The organism is Marinobacter sp. 1-3A, assembly GCF_016597775.1.
In the GTDB taxonomy this organism is placed as follows: Bacteria; Pseudomonadota; Gammaproteobacteria; order Pseudomonadales; family Oleiphilaceae; genus Marinobacter; species Marinobacter xiaoshiensis.
In genome coordinates, this window is sequence record NZ_VCGZ01000001.1 from 109,786 (window position 1) to 125,472 (window position 15,687).

Consider the following 15,687-nt stretch of genomic DNA (forward strand, 5'->3'; position numbering starts at 1 on the left):
CGTTCCAGTTCCGAGCAGGCAGTCTTCGTTTTTTTTGTATTTTCATTAGACCAGCCGCCTTCTAGGTCCGACAATGCAAATTTTGTGGCCTGAGTATCATTATTCCAATTAACCGGAGTTAATTTGCTACTTCCTGTTTCCTCGCCGCTAAGTCGCGAAGACTACGAACAACTGCTTACCCACGCTGCCAACCAACCAGACTTCGCCTACTTGGGAAGCATTGGAAATGGTAATAACCGGGGGTCCTTTAGTGGGTTTACAGCCTGTGCGATTTCCACAAAGCGCGTTAGTTCAGGGCATAGCCAGGCGCTCGACACACACCTGCTAGCCAAAGAAATGGAGGGCATGGTTCAGCGCTACGAAACTCCGCTACCGGAATCTCAAGCCCATTTGACAGGTGGCTGGGTGGGCTTTCTGAGTTACGAATTCGGGTACTTGAAAGAGCCCCGTCTTGCACCAATGTGCCCCACTCCTATAACCCCCCTGCTCTTTGCGGGTTTCTACCTTTGGGCCGCAAGCCACAACCGGACCACCGACACCTATCACCTATGGATTCACCCGGAGTGCCCCGAATGGGTTTGCAGCAACCTTCAACGGTGGCAGCGCGCTATGCCGCTACCCAGCAAAAACGTGGCTGAAAAGACCGCTGACTGGAGAATGATATCGCCGTTTAAGGCGCGCCAGCCTGCACAAGAGTTCATTAACGGCGTGAGCATGGTTAAGGACTACATCAACGCAGGCGACTGTTACCAAGTAAATCTCTCCCAGGAATTCCAGGGTAGTTATCAAGGACAACCCTGGATTGCATTTCAGGCGCTGGCTGAAGCTAACCCGACGCCTTATAGCGCTTTCCTGAAAGTAAATTCCAGCTCAGTCCTGTCTATTTCCCCGGAGCGTTTTCTTGAAATTCGCGGGCGCACGGTTAAAACCAGTCCGATTAAAGGAACACGGCCACGAGGTAAAATCCCGTCGGAAGACAAGGCCTACGCAGCAGAGCTTGAGGCATCGGAGAAAGATCGGGCAGAGAATCTGATGATTGTGGACTTGCTGCGGAACGACCTGAGTGTGCACGCTGCAGCAGGCTCTGTATCCGTAGACAGCCTGTTTGCCCTTGAGACCTATAGAAATGTCCATCACCTGGTTAGCCACATTCGCGCAGAATTGGCGGAAGGTGCTTCACCCATGCAGGTGTTATTCGATGCCTTCCCCGGTGGCTCTATAACGGGCGCGCCTAAAATTCGAGCCATGGAAGTCATTCGGGAGCTTGAGCCACATTGGCGAGGGCCCTATTGCGGTTCGGTATTTTATCGGGGGCTTGATGGCACTTTGGATAGCAATATTGCCATTCGTACCATGCTGTGTGACAAAGAAGAGATTGAAGGACAAGCTCAGGAGAAAGGGAGCATTCGTTGCTGGGGCGGTGGCGGAATCGTTGCGGATTCAGACCCGGAAAGCGAATACCAGGAAACCCTCACCAAAGTAAAACCGCTGATGGATTTCCTGGAAAACCTGTCCCCGAGCGGCTGAACGCCGCTCTGGAACCAAGGCCCTTTATACAAGGGCCTCCAGGCGTACATTTTAATCAAACGCTGTGAACAGCACTCGCCTTCAGGAACTCTTTCTTCAAATCTTCAAATTCATGCACGGCCGGGTACTGCGGAAATTCTTCGATCACGTTTTCAGGTGCATGGAAGAGAATGCCTGCTTCCGCCTGCCCCAGCATGGTGGTGTCGTTGTAGGAATCACCCGCTGCAATCACGCGATAGTTCAGCAACTGGAAAGCACGCACTGACTGACGCTTGGGATCTCTCTGGCGCAGCAGATAGTTGGTGATCTGGCCGTTCTCGGCAACTTCCAACTTGTGGCACAGCAGCGCTGGGTAGCCCAGCTTTTTCATCAGCGGCATGGCGAATTCATAAAAGGTGTCTGAAAGAATCACCACCTGAAAGCGTTCGCGCAGCCAGTCCAGAAACTCACGGGCGCCCGGCAGCGGGTCCAGGGTACCGATCACTTCCTGAATGGCCGGCAAACCGTATCCGTGCTCATCCAGAATCCGCAGACGCTGCTTCATCAGAACATCGTAATCCGGAATGTCACGGGTGGTGGCCTTGAGCTCTTCAATACCGGTTTTTTCTGCAAATGCGATCCAGATTTCCGGGATCAATACGCCTTCAAGGTCAAGACATGCCAGTTCCACAGTGATCTCCTGATTCAATGGTTCAAGTGTTAAGTCTGAATGAGAGCATGGCCTGCCCCCTTTTATAGACGCGGTATCATAAGAAATATCCGGGCAAAAAGCATCGTGCATCCCAAGAAAACACCAAGATTTACCGGTCTTACCTGCCCGCCTGGCTATAACCATATAGACGGTCATTCCTTTATGGAATTAGAGGTTTAGTGCTAATCTGCACAAAACTCGCATCAGGTACTGGTATTTTATGCGCAATATCCACGATCTACAGAACGAACTGGCCGATCAAAGCCCTAGGGCGATTCTGAAGGCTGCCTTCAAGCGCTATGAAAACATCGCTATTTCTTTTAGTGGCGCCGAGGATGTGGTGCTCATCGAAATGGCTCATAAGCTGACGGACAACCTTAAGGTGTTCACATTGGATACCGGTCGTCTGCACCCGGAAACTTACGAATTTATAGAACGGGTGCGTAAACATTACGGCATCAGCATTGAGGTTCTGTTTCCAGATGCCAATGAAGTGCAGGATCTGGTGAACCAAAAGGGCTTGTTCAGCTTTTTTGGGGATGGCCACAGCGAATGCTGTGGGATTCGCAAAGTAAACCCGCTTAAGCGCAAACTCGCAGGGGTTGACGCCTGGATTACCGGCCAACGTAAGGATCAGAGCCCGGGTACACGAAATGAGGTTCCTGTTGTACAAGAAGACGCAACTTTCTCTGGTCCCGGCAAAGCACTGGTAAAGTTTAACCCCCTGGCCAACTGGACATCCAAAGAGGTGTGGGACTACATCCGCATGACGGAAGCTCCCTACAATACGCTGCACGAGAAAGGTTTTGTCAGTATTGGTTGCCAGCCCTGCACCCGCCCTGTGTTACCAGGGCAGCACGAGCGCGAGGGACGCTGGTGGTGGGAAGAAGCCACACAGAAAGAGTGTGGCCTTCATGCAGGAAACCTGATCGCCCGCCAGTAAGGACTGGCGGTTGATTGTTGACCAGGCGCTTAGAGAATTGGCAGTTTTATATCTTTGAACAGGGCTTCTATCTCGCTGCGGCTGCTCTGGCGCGCAACAGCAGCATCAACCACCTCTTTTGTCAGATGGGGTGCGAAGCGCTGGATAAACTCATACATGTAACCTCGCAAGAATGTACCCTTGCGGAAACCGATGCGGGTAACACTCGCGCTGAACAGCTTTTTTGCGTCCAGTGCAACCAGGTCCGGGTCCGTTTTAGGGTCAAACGCCATGCTGGCGATAATTCCAACCCCAAGCCCCAAGCGCACATAGGTTTTGATTACGTCGGCATCTGCTGCGGTAAACACAACCTTGGGCGTCAGGCCTTTTGATTTGAAGGCCTCATCAAGCTTGGAGCGCCCTGTAAAACCAAACACGTAAGTGACCAGAGGGTGCTCTGCGAGCGCTTCCAGCGTCAGCTCAGGTAATTTAGCCAACGGGTGGTCTTTGGGCACGATAACCGTGCGGTTCCAACGGTAGCACGGCATCATAATCAGATCGTTGAACAACTCCATGGCTTCCGTCGCTATGGCGAAATCAACGGCGCCCGTTGCTGCCATTTCAGAGATCTGCATGGGTGTACCCTGGTGCATGTGCAGGGACACATCCGGGTAAGTCTCGATAAAGCCGCTGATAACTGGCGGCAATGCATATCGCGCCTGAGTGTGAGTGGTGGCGATGCTCAGGTCACCTTTGCGCTGGTTACTGAACTCCTGGGCGATCTTTTTAATTCCCTCTGCCCGGCGTAAAATTTCACCCGCCTCACGAACGATAATTTCACCCCCTGGGGTGATGCGGGTGAGATGCTTGCCACTGCGGGCAAATATCTCTAACCCCAACTCATCTTCAAGAAGGCGTATTTGTTTGGAAATGCCCGGCTGAGACGTAAAAAGACTCTGGGCGGTTGCCGACACGTTGAGATCATGGTGCGCAACTTCCCAGATATAGCGCAGCTGTTGTAATTTCATGGGCTTTGTCGCTCCCTGAGTTTTGCCTTAGGCGGACTGCAAGTGGATGTATACGGGAAACAGAAGCTAAGAATACGCATAACGGCACCGCTTTTCATTCTTTTTAAGTATAGATGGGCGCTTTGATTCAGTTTAGACCAAAATCTCGCCGGCGCAGCCTGTAACACGGGTGTTTGTTTCTCCAGCCATTGACTTGCGAGACACAAAGCACACAATCCCGGTACAACTTTATTTCCGGCACACAGGACGTCAATGCTGTTAACTACCAAATTCCTAAGGCCAGCCACCGACCCCAGAGCCGTGCAGCGAGACCGACTCAGCTCGCTTTTAGCGCCCGGCCACCCGAAGCGGCTCAACCTTGTATTAGCCCCGGCAGGGTTTGGTAAAACAACCTTGGTAAGCCAGTGGTGCGCGCGCACCTCCGGGCCAATTGCCTGGCTCTCTCTGGATGAGCATGACAACGACCCCCAGCGCTTCTGGCAATACGTTGCCAGCGCTTTCGAGCATGCGGGTCTAACGGGGCTTGAGCCCTGCCAAAAAAGCCTTTCCGGCAGCACGGATGACAGCATTAACAGCGCGATCACGGCACTGGTTAATGCCCTGGCTGCGGATGGTGGCCCCTGGGTTCTGGTGCTGGATGATTTTCAGTTTGCTGCCAACGACCGGGTTCACCGGCAGTTTGGCTACTTTGTGGACTACCTCCCTGCTGGTGTGACCGTTACGCTAATATCCCGCTCCGAACCGCCCTTGCCTCTGGCTCGTTGGCGTGTGCGACGTTGGGTACAGGAAATTCACCCGGCACTCCTGGCATTTTCGGAAGATGAGTGTCGGGAGTTTTTTCACAGCACCATGGGCATGGTCATTCCAGACCAGGACGTGCAGGCCATCTGCCAACGCACGGAAGGCTGGGTAGCGGCCCTGCAGCTTTCTGCTTTATCAGGCAGCGACAGAGGCCTGGAGCAGATCAAGTCGGGCGTGGCACAAGACGCGCCCACCGCTGCACTGAGCATCGATGAACGGCATATCAGCGATTACGTTCTCAGCGAAGTGCTGGATAAGCAACCAGATGAAATCGTTGCCTTCCTGCTCGATACTGCCTGTTGCCCCCGGCTGTGCGCGTCAATGTGCGACTCAATTCGTGAAACTGACAACAGCCAGGAGATGCTTGAAAGCCTGCTTTCGCAGCACCTGTTTCTGATTCCTCTGGACAATCATAACGAGTGGTTCCGTTACCACGACCTGTTTCGGGATGCACTGCTGCATCGGATTGGCCACGCCGACCCCACCCGGGCGCATCAACTTTGGCAGCGAACGGTTGAGTGGTTGCTTGACCACGGGCAGGTTCAGGGAGCCATTGCGCAAATTGTGCAGAACAAAGACTGGCCTTGGCTGGCGAGGGTTTTGGCAACTCATGGAAACAACCTGATTCATGGGGGGTACCACTTGCCGGTCCTGAACTGGCTCGATGAACTACCTGCAGATGAGATTAAAGATAGCCCCCAGTTACAAATGCTGCGTGTTTGGGGCCACTTTTTCGCTAACCGGCTCGATAACCTGGAACACCTGCTGGCCAATGTGGAAGATTTGCTTGATCAGCGTGTCGCTGATTCAGCTCCAGATGCCGAAGGCGCACTTGGCGTGCAAAGCGAGATAATGTTGATACGCTCCTACCTTGCCCGCTCACGCAGCGATGACAAGAACGCCAGTGATCTGACTCGCCAGGTTCTTGCAGAAATAGACCATACGCAAATCCCCCTCAAATCCGTAACCTACTATGGCCTAGGCCTCGACGATTACGGCAAAGGTGATTTGCCAGGGGCCGAAGAAGCGCTGAAATCTGCGGTTCATTACGGACAGGTGGAGCGCAAGCCAAGCACCGTTCTTTCAAGCGGTGGTTTACTCGCATGGATACAGTACAACCGTGGCGATATGGACCTTGCTCTGGAAACCTGCACCAACGTACGAAAGTGGGTAGATCAACACTATGCAGACCCTAGCCAGCCAAGGCTTATTTCCTGTTGGCTAAGCGCCTCACTGACGGAAATTTTCCGGGAGCGAAATCAGCTTCGGGATGCAGCTGCCCACCTGGAGCCTTTGCTTGAGCATGTAAACAAGGGGGCTGAGCCGGGACAACATATAATTATCCAGCATGTTCGCGGGCACCTGGCCTTCAGCGATGGTCGCTATCAGGAAGCAATAGAGTATCTGGCGGACGCGGAGCAAGTTGGCCGTAAACGCCGGGAGCATATTGTCTTTGAACCTCCCGCCAGTTCTGCACTATTTGCGCGCTGTCATCTTGCGGCCGGGCAAGCCGCCCGGGCCCGCTCCATTCTTGAGTCTGTTCAGAGCCATACCCTGACCAACCCGCTGAACCGTGAACAAAACAGCATCAGCTATGCGCGGCTGCTGGTTGATGAGGGTATGCCGCAACAGGCGCTGGAAATCCTTGATGCATTGATGGCGGCTGCCATGCATAACGAGCATACCCGGCACGTTGTTGAAGCATTACTTGTGTCTGCCGAAGCTCTCGACCAGCAAAATCGCAGTGAAGAATGCCAGGAGCGGCTCGCACGGGCATTGAGTGTCGCTGCAGAGGCCGGATTCTTAAGGCTATTTGCCGAAGAAAGCCCCCGGTTACAGGCGCTATTGCTTGAATCCCCTGCCTTGAAAAATGGCGGAAACTGGCAGCGCAACTTGACTGAGATGCTTCTGAGCCCGAACAGTGAGCCGAGTTCAGCCACTGCGACAGGGACTCAGCCTATGGCCAGTAAAACCAATGCCAGCCGCCCCGCCCGGGAGCTTGCGGAACCTCTGAGTCAGCGTGAATTGGAAGTACTGGAGCTGATCAACGCAGGCTATGCGAACAAGGATATTGCGGTGCGCATGGGAGTGGCTCCGGCCACGGTAAAAGCCCACATACGCAACCTCTATGGCAAGCTGGACGTAGGCCGGAGGACCGAAGCTCTGGCCAAAGCGCGAGAACTAGGCATCCTCACCGGGTAATTCTTGTGACGCACGTCACACTGCGCGATAAGTTTTTAACCTTGCTACGCCCTTTGGACGATTCGGCTACGCCCCCTACTCCCTTATTATTGTTTCCACGGTGAGGCAACCCCTCACTACGAATTCTGAAACTTCAGGCCTTCAGACTTCTTGTAACGCGTTATTTAACGCAGTGCTTTTGCGAAAGCCCCCTTAAAAAGCCAGCCCTCGGGCTGGCTCTTTTTTTGCCGCTTTTCTGTCTGATCAGCGTGCGATAATGCGCCGAAATGGTGGCAATGAATCAAGCAGTAGTTGTCCATAGCGTCTTGCGACAATGCGGCGGTCCAAAATAGTTACCCTGCCCGTATCCTCTTCCGTTCGCAGCAGCCGGCCAACCGCCTGAACGAGCTTAATGGATGCGTCTGGCACTGTAATTTCCATGAATGGATTACCACCGCGCTGGCTTATCCATTCTGCCAGCCCTGCTTCTATGGGGTCGTCCGGCACAGAAAAGGGTAAGCGAGTGATCACCACATGGTGCAGATACTTGCCGGGCAAATCGATTCCTTCTGCAAAACTGGCCACACCAAACAACACGCTGGCTTTGCCTTCATCAATCCGCTCCCGGTGTTGGCGAAGCACCTCACCCCGTGACATATCATCCTGAGTAATAATCAGATCCGGATAGTCAGGCGCGAGGGCATCCCGAACCTGATGCATCTGGCGACGGGAGGTGAACAGCACCAGCGTAGCGGTTTCACCGGCCCAGCATTCGGGTACACGCTTGATAAGCTCTTCGGCAAAACCATCATCCGTAGGCATGCAAGCCATGGCCGGCACTTCAACGGTCGCCATTTCTGCGTACCGGAAAGAACTGGGCACCACCAGCAAACGACTCGCTTCCGGCAGACCGGCCCGTGCCTGCAGGCGATCAAAGCGGCCAAGCGCCGTCAGTGTGGCGCTGGTTAACACAGCCCCGTAAGCCCGCGACCACAGCCTCGAATAAAGCAGATTATCTGCAAGCACTGGCGAGCTGAACAGAGTGATGTCTTCCGCATGATCCCAACGCTGCCGCACACTCCAACGTGCCGGAGGGGGGCTTTTGTAGATTCGGCCCCTCGGTTCCGGCCCGTTAGTGGAATCTTCCGGGATGCTTTCTGGTGAGCCTTCGCTGGCACCCTGCTCGCTTTCCGTGGTTTTCTTTGGTGATCCGGTTTGTTCAGTCCAGGCCGCCCAAAGCCGCAACTGATCTTCGGCACGGCTGTGGAATGCGCCAATTACCGGGTACCAGGCTTCGGCAGTGTCCCTGTCTATCTCGTGTTGCTTACGTTCATCAAAGGCACCTTGCAGTTCATCCGCCAACGCGCCCAAGTGACGCACCAGATTGGCCGTAGCGATTCTGCTTTCAGCAGCCAGCTCCGCCAGAGCGTCGGGCAGCTCACCCTCGGGATATCGCCATTGTGCAGAACGGCGCTCTTCATTGAATTCCCAGCCGGTATTGTGTTCGGCCTCCTCATAAACGCGGGCCAGTATGAGGTCAACATCCCGCGAGGCGGTGCTTATGCGCTCAACCGATTTAGCGGCTTGAGTAGCCGGGGAAAGGTAGGGCTGAATTTTTACTAACGCTTGGGATAGCTGTTTAAGCCATTGGCGTGTTGAGTTCAACGGAACAGACGCCGCAAAGTGATTCAGCGCTTTATCTGGCAGGTGATGGGCTTCATCAAAGATGAACAGCGCATTTTCTGGCTCAGGAAGTATTGCACCACCACCTAACGCAAGGTCAGCAAGTACGAGATCATGATTGGCCACCACGATATCCACTTCATCCAGATCCTTGCGAGCATCAAAAAATGCACAGCTGTCGAAATAGCTGCAGTGCCGGTTCGTGCACTGGCGATGATCGGTAGTTACCTGGCGCCAAACGTCATCGGGTATCTGCTCAGGCCAGTGATCCCTGTCGCCGTCCCATTTGCGGGAGCCATAGCTTGCCAGCATTTCTTCGAAAAACGCCCGGGTTCCTGGTTCTTCGGTTCCTGGGCTATCCAGCAAAAACAGAGGCATGGTATCGCTGTCGCCATTGCCCTCATCGTGCAATCGCGATTCCAGGCGGGACATACACAAATACCGGCCACGGCCTTTGGCGAGGGTCCAGCTGAAATTCATTTTGCTGTGTTTTTTAAGATCCGGCAGATCTTTCAGAACAATCTGATCTTGCAATGCCACGGTAGCAGTGGAGATCACCAGGGTTTTGCCCAAAGCCCGAGCTATGGGAATAGCTGCAATCAGGTAGGCCAGTGTTTTACCAGTACCCGTACCAGCCTCAACCACACAGGCCGCTGGAGCAGAGGTGCGCTGACCGTCGTTATCGGTAATTTCGCCCATATATCGAGCGATTTCGGCGATCATCAGACGCTGGCCATAACGGGCGCGCACCCCTTTGCCGGCCAACACATCTCGATAGGCTTGCTGAATCTGCTGTTTTACGTCCTCGGTTAGTGCCATTAGCGTGGGCTCACCCAGTCGCGGACGATACCCACGCGAAAGCTTCTGCCTTGCTTGCTAAGAATAACGCCGTTCTCCGTCACTTCTTCTACCATGATCCCGGAGAAGGCATCGCCCTGGCCAAGATAGTGGCCATTAATCATCACCCGGCTGGCGTATGGATCTGTTGAATAGATATGACTGTTAAACATCAGGTCCGGGATACTCTTCTGAAATGACAGGGGTAATTCAACAAGGTGTGGCACACGCTCTTTGGGCCCATTCCGGGCCGCATCCGGCGGCTCACGCTGCTGGCGCAAAGACGGAGTGATAATGGCAGGCCACTGGCGTTCAGGCTCAGCTATTGGTTCGTTGACCAAAGCCGCCGGCTGGGGAGCAACAACCCGGGCGGGTTCAGGCTGGGCTACTGGCTCTGGCTCTGATACTTCAGCAGCTGGCGCTGGTTTTACAGCCAACTCTGGCCCTGGCTTGGGGGTTGGCTTTTGTACAGCCTCCACTGCCGGTTTCGGCCAGAATATAACAGCCAGCACTCCGGCATTCACAAACAGTGCAAGCACCACCCACACCATCAGGGGTGTACGCTTTTTCTTGGGGCGATGTATCAATTGCACCTGTTGCCCAAGATCCGGGACTTTACCCTGGCGACGCTCAGTTTCAGACTTCCTGAGCGCATCAAGAATGTAGGACATACTCTATCCCTTCCCCTCAGGCTCTTTGATCATCAGCCTCGGAACATCTGCATTAAGGTCGCTGTTGATCTGAATGACGGTCATAGCGCCGGCAATACCATCAACCGTGAGCCCCTTTAACGACTGATACCAGCGCACCTGCTGTTGCGCTGTCATGCGTTTGATTCTGGCCACATCTGCAGGCGATTCACCGTAGGTCTCCGCAAGTTCCATCATGCGAACCCCAATCCACATTTCTTCGCCGGCGACGTCTCTGGCATCGGTGCGGAAGGTTACGTAATCCGGAAGTTGCCACAACACGCGGTACTCACCGAACCAGAAGGGCTCAATGCTGGCAAATGATACTTCCGCCGAGCCCTCAGGCATCACTATTTCCGCTACATCACCTTGAATGTGTCGCAGCACTACATAACCCCGGTTGCCGCTATCATCCTGAAGCATCAGCATGGCTGGTCTGTCGAGATACGCCAGACTACGACGACTACCCTGACGCTCCAGGCAATCAAGACCCGAGCTGCGAGCAAACTCACAGGCAATTGGCGATTCCTGTGCGTTGTACGCCAAGCCCCAAATACCGAACAGCCCACGAAATGCTTCAGACAAGCTCACCGCCTGATCAGAGAACCTGAATACTGGAATCGGGTATGGCTCTATTTCATCTTTTGGTGCCAACTGGATCTCCGGCGGGTCTTCACGCTGCACAGTACCGACAAGCTGAGCGGGGGCTGCGTCTACCTCAGATATCACATCCGGGCCTGACCACTGCTTGTAGACCCAATAGGTACTCACGATAGCAAGCAGTAATGATGCCGCGACCAACAGAATGCCGGGTAGATCCGGTTTGCCTGTCATCCTCGTTGGACCAGGCCCTATATTTTTGCTGCCTCCAACTTCTTTCGCAGCCTGCCGTATATGTGCAGGCGACACTTCATGCTCACCCTCGGCGTAGGCGCCCAGCAATGCACGATCGCTGATCAGGTTAATAAGGCGAGGAATGCCATTGCTCAACCGATAAAGTTTACGAACTGCCGCGGGTGCGAACACATCGCCGCGCATGCCCGCCACACCAAGTCGGTAGCTGAGGTAGGCCGGCAGTTCATCACGGTTGATGGCATCCAGGTGATAGCGCGCAGTTACCCGCTGGTTCAACTGTCGAAGTTTTGGAAGCGAGAGTATCTGCTGCAACTCAGGCTGGCCCAGCAACACAATTTGCAGCAGCTTTTTTTCTGCGGTTTCGAGGTTGGTCAGGAGGCGCAGTTGTTCCAGTACATCGGCAGACAGATTCTGGGCCTCATCGATCATCAGAACCTTGTGCCGGCCGGCTGCATGAGCCTTGAGCAGGTCCTTATTGATCAAATCCACCATCTGTTTGATGGTGGCGCCGGCCGGGTGAGCAATTTCCAGCTCGTCGCAAATTGAGGAAAGTAATTCACGGGCAGAAAGCCGGGGGTTCAGAATCAAGGCGATGTCTGCATGGGCCGGCGCATTCTCGATAAAGCACCGGCTCACCGTGGTTTTGCCCGTACCCACTTCGCCGGTGATCACAATAAAGCCACCCTGCCCCTGAACACCATACATCAGGTGCGCAAGCGCCTCTTTGTGACGTTCGCTCAAATAGAGGTAGCGGGGATCAGGCGCAATCGAGAACGGTGGCTCTCTGAAGCCGAAGAAGTCGTAATACATGGGCGTCCAGTCTAATACTCAGGCGCTGGGCTGATCGGCCTATTACCGGGCCAGGCTCTTTAGCAGCGTATCATACCGCCCGCCTCGCAGGCCTGTCATCTCAGGATGTTCCGGAATCAGCACTGTTTATCAGCCTGAGATCTGCAACGCTTCGGCGATTTTGTTGTTTCAGGCGGCGAACGCAGCGCTCCAGGGTTTTGGAGATACGCGCGTGGGAGCGAATCATTGAAATTTTAGGCCAGGTTGCGCGCTCTCCGGCCAGCGTCATTTCCCGCACAAACTCCGGGTTGGGATCGGCAAGCATTCGGGTGTAATCCTTGAACCCATAGGTAGGCGCAATGGTTATGTCTCCGGAGTATCGCTGGGCCATGATCGTGTACATATGGCCGGAAACCTGTCGCAACAGTTCAGGGCGCGCGCGCTTACGGAGGTAATCGAACACTCCCTGCCCGTGAAACTGGATCTCGGATTTGAGCAAGTGCAACGGCAGTCTGGCCAAAGACAGCTTGTCGTCTGTACCCCGATCGTTCAAGAAAGGCACTACGTGGGGATTGGTCTGGCTGACGATAGTGAAATTCACATCATAAAGATGCATCAGCCGCTCAATGGGCAGATCGCTCACAACAGAACCATCCACAAACTTGAGCCTTGGCATGTAAGGCAGCGCCTGACCCTGAAGATCTTTTTTCATCAGGGTAACCGGAGGGAATATACCCGGTACCGCAGCACTGGCTAGCGCAGCGCTCCACACCATCAGATAAGGCGAGGTGTAACCGGATAACAGTCGGGCCTTCTGGTGAGCCTGCACCGGCGACACACTCATGTTAATCGATCGGCCCGTACGCTGGTAAGCCTCTTCAAACGTGTACTCACCGATGTTAGTTCGCAGGCAAGTGCGCAACTGCTCTTGATCCATCAAACCTTCGCCGCGCATGGCACTGATTATGCCGCGCCACTTCCAGGCTTTCAGATTGTGGTTCTCCGGGACCAGCATCTCGGGGATTTCAGCGTCTGTGTGCACGCCCAGCATGCCCGCAACAATTGCGCCAGCACTGGAGCCTGTAACAACCTGCGGCAGCAGCCCTCTCTCCCATAGCGCCTTGATAACCCCAAAATGAAACATGCCAAGGCTGGCGCCACCACTTAACAATAGTGTGGGTCGACCATAACTCGTGAGGGTGTCGCGAAAAAACTGAAGTTTGTCAGCAACCGGAAAGCCGGGCACCGGGTGGTCGCACAGAAAATCCAGGGCTTCGCAAGCCTGCGCAATGTACTCTTCAATCAGATGTTTGGTACCAACCCGGGAGCGTGTGTAAAGCGCCGGGTTGCCCATATTGCCAAGGTCATGATGGAGCCCTTCTCGCAATGCGCGCTTGAGGCGTTCAAAATCATTCTGCTGGCGATACTGTTTGATACTGCTCAGGCGGTCATACAGCAATTCGTAATGGTAGTGTTCTGAGACAAAATCCTCTTTCCACTCGGCATTACCTTCCAGAAAGTCCAGCTCGAGAGCCGCTGCCTTCCACACCTCATAATTCGGTGCCTCAGCCAGCATCTTGCGGAATTTACTAATCCTTGGATCTTTCAGCACCGCGCCTCTCCTTGAGCCAGATGTCCGAGTCAGAAGTCGTCAAGCATCAGGTCGTCATCATCTTCGCTGGCGAATGGATCCTGAGTAACCATGCCGTCGTTAATCAGAAACTCGCGACGTTGCAAGAAAGCATTACGGACAAAGATATAAACGTCGCCCGAGACGAACCCCTCTGCGGGTATCAGGTCTGCTCGCTTATCGATAATCTGAACACCCCGTGCATAGTAATTATACGGGCTATCCACATTATCCCACAGAGACGGCAATACAAAACCATCTGCACCCAACCCGCTAAAATGCCGAGGGCTGGATGGCCCGAGGAATGGCAGCATCAGATAAGGGCCAGAGCCAACACCCCAGTACCCCAGGGTTTGGCCGAAGTCTTCTGGACGTTCCGGCAGATCAAATGCCGTTGCAACATCAATCAACCCACCCAGACCAAACACCGTGTTATAAGTGAAGCGCCCAGCAGCAACAATGGCTGATTCACCCTTCAGCTGGAAAATGCTGTTGGTGAAATTCCTTACTTCGGACAGGTTGTTGAAAAAGTTGGTGATAGCACGATCAACAATATCCGGCGTAAAGGTGCGGTAGGTTTGTGCCACAGGGCGCAACGCCCACCGGTCAATGGTGTCGTTGAATGTATAAACCTTGCGATTCCAGTTCTCGTAGGGGTCCTGCGGGTTGACGGCACGCGCGCCCTCAGGTGCCGGCTCCGCCGCGCTCTGTGCCGTGGCGGTGCCTGCGAAAAACACCAGTGCGAAAGCTGCCGCGAGTTGCATGGCAGCAAGCCAGCCCCGGGGTGAAAATTTTGTCATGCTCAACTCTTGGATTGTCGACTTTTGCGTTTGCAGCAGCCCCGAAGCGCTGCTGCAAAAGCCATCAGCGCCGGCGCACTACTATACTACCAATGGAATAACCTGCACCGAAGGAGCATATAACACCCGTATCACCGGATATCAGGTCGTCTTTGTGCTTATGGAAGGCAATGATGGAGCCTGCTGAACTGGTGTTAGCGTATTCATCAAGGATAACCGGGGCTTCATCTTCCGTTGCGTCCCGGCCAAGCACCCTGCGGGCGATAAGCTGATTCATGTTCAGGTTCGCTTGATGCAGCCACATTCTGCGCAGATCGCCTGGCGCAAGTGACAGACTATCCAGATGGCTCTGGATGGTTTCGGCTACCAGTGGCGACACTTCCTTGAATACTTTACGACCCTGTTGGATAAACAGTTTATCAGGTTTACCAATACCGGATTCGTCCGCCCGGTTCAGGAAGCCGAAATTATTCCGGATATTATTGGAAAAGGTCGTTTTCAGGCGAGTGCCAAGAATCTCGAAGCCATGCCCGGGCTGGGTATCTTCTTCCCGCTCAACCAAAATCGCCGTGCAGGCATCACCAAAAATGAAATGGCTGTCCCGCTCACGGAAATTAAGGTGGCCAGAACAGATTTCCGGGCTTACAACCAGCACCGCCCGAGCTGAGCCACTTTCTACAGAGTTGACTGCAGCCTGCAAGCCAAACGTTGCTGAGCTGCATGCCACGTTCATGTCGTAGGCGAATCCTTCAATACCCAAAGCAGCCTGGACTTCAATAGAGACAGCGGGATAGGCGCGCTGCAAGTTGGAACAGGCAACGATAACCGCATCTACATCAGAAGCCGTCTTGCCGGCCTGAGCCAGTGCTTCGTTGCAGGCCACAACCGCCATATCACATTGAACGGATTGCTCGTCGTTGCTGCGCTCCGGGATGTAGGGAGCCATGCGTTTCGGATCAATTATGCCCGTTTTGTCAATGACATGCCGACGCTTTATACCCGAGGCTTTCTCTATAAACGCTGAAGACGACGGCTGCAAAGCCTCTATTTCACCGCGCTCAATGGCATCCGCATGTTCCAAATTGTACATTTCGACATACTGGTTAAAGGCTTCGACCAGTTCATCGTTATCGATGGTTGCCGGCGGTGTGTACAGGCCGGTTCCGCTAATGACGGCTTTAATCACGCTAACCCCACGTCATGAATATGAAAATAAGAAGACAGGTAAATTGCTCTATCAGAAATACTAACACA

The 15,687-nt window shown here is 53.9% G+C and carries 11 protein-coding genes; 3 read left to right on the forward strand and 8 right to left on the reverse strand.

Going from position 1 to position 15,687, the window contains the following annotated elements; all coding sequences use genetic code 11:
• Positions 1-123 precede the first annotated feature (123 nt).
• Positions 124-1,527 carry an aminodeoxychorismate synthase component I gene (gene pabB, locus FE848_RS00525; RefSeq protein WP_200200793.1) on the forward strand — a complete coding sequence of 468 codons (1,404 nt, stop codon included), beginning with the start codon at positions 124-126 and terminating at the stop codon, positions 1,525-1,527.
• A gap of 55 nt (positions 1,528-1,582) precedes the next feature.
• Here the strand turns inward: pabB and thrH are convergent, their stop codons facing one another.
• On the reverse strand, positions 1,583-2,197 hold the full coding sequence (thrH, locus tag FE848_RS00530) for a bifunctional phosphoserine phosphatase/homoserine phosphotransferase ThrH (protein ID WP_200200794.1): 615 nt from the start codon (positions 2,195-2,197) through the stop codon (positions 1,583-1,585).
• A gap of 241 nt (positions 2,198-2,438) precedes the next feature.
• Between thrH and FE848_RS00535 the strand changes: the two genes are divergently transcribed.
• Positions 2,439-3,161: a phosphoadenylyl-sulfate reductase gene (locus FE848_RS00535; protein ID WP_200200795.1), complete on the forward strand. Its 723-nt coding sequence runs from the start codon at positions 2,439-2,441 to the stop codon at positions 3,159-3,161.
• A gap of 29 nt (positions 3,162-3,190) precedes the next feature.
• Here FE848_RS00535 and cysB read toward each other — a convergent pair whose 3' ends face one another.
• Positions 3,191-4,168, reverse strand: a complete 978-nt coding sequence (gene cysB / locus FE848_RS00540) for an HTH-type transcriptional regulator CysB (RefSeq protein ID WP_200200796.1) — start codon at positions 4,166-4,168, stop codon at positions 3,191-3,193.
• Between the two features lie 252 nt (positions 4,169-4,420).
• Between cysB and FE848_RS00545 the strand changes: the two genes are divergently transcribed.
• Complete coding sequence (locus tag FE848_RS00545; protein WP_200200797.1) at positions 4,421-7,171, forward strand: LuxR C-terminal-related transcriptional regulator; 2,751 nt, start codon at positions 4,421-4,423, stop codon at positions 7,169-7,171.
• A 243-nt stretch (positions 7,172-7,414) separates the two neighbouring features.
• Here FE848_RS00545 and dinG read toward each other — a convergent pair whose 3' ends face one another.
• From dinG to FE848_RS00575, 6 genes are all read right to left on the reverse strand, one after another.
• On the reverse strand, positions 7,415-9,652 hold the full coding sequence (dinG, locus tag FE848_RS00550) for an ATP-dependent DNA helicase DinG (protein ID WP_200200798.1): 2,238 nt from the start codon (positions 9,650-9,652) through the stop codon (positions 7,415-7,417).
• Complete coding sequence (locus FE848_RS00555) at positions 9,652-10,341, reverse strand: general secretion pathway protein GspB (protein ID WP_200200799.1); 690 nt, start codon at positions 10,339-10,341, stop codon at positions 9,652-9,654. Before FE848_RS00555 ends, dinG begins: the two co-directional genes overlap by 1 nt.
• Before the next feature lie 3 nt (positions 10,342-10,344).
• Entirely contained in the window at positions 10,345-12,024 is a 1,680-nt protein-coding gene (locus FE848_RS00560) for an ExeA family protein (RefSeq protein WP_200200800.1), read from the reverse strand.
• 100 nt (positions 12,025-12,124) lie between these two features.
• The gene (locus tag FE848_RS00565) at positions 12,125-13,615 is read right to left on the reverse strand and encodes a DUF3336 domain-containing protein (RefSeq protein WP_200200801.1); all 1,491 of its coding nucleotides are present in this window, start codon (positions 13,613-13,615) and stop codon (positions 12,125-12,127) included.
• Positions 13,616-13,644: 29 nt separating this feature from the next.
• Positions 13,645-14,433: a VacJ family lipoprotein gene (locus tag FE848_RS00570; protein ID WP_227715062.1), complete on the reverse strand. Its 789-nt coding sequence runs from the start codon at positions 14,431-14,433 to the stop codon at positions 13,645-13,647.
• A gap of 64 nt (positions 14,434-14,497) precedes the next feature.
• Positions 14,498-15,619 carry a beta-ketoacyl-ACP synthase III gene (locus tag FE848_RS00575; RefSeq protein ID WP_200200802.1) on the reverse strand — a complete coding sequence of 374 codons (1,122 nt, stop codon included), beginning with the start codon at positions 15,617-15,619 and terminating at the stop codon, positions 14,498-14,500.
• Between the last annotated feature and the right edge of the window lie 68 nt (positions 15,620-15,687).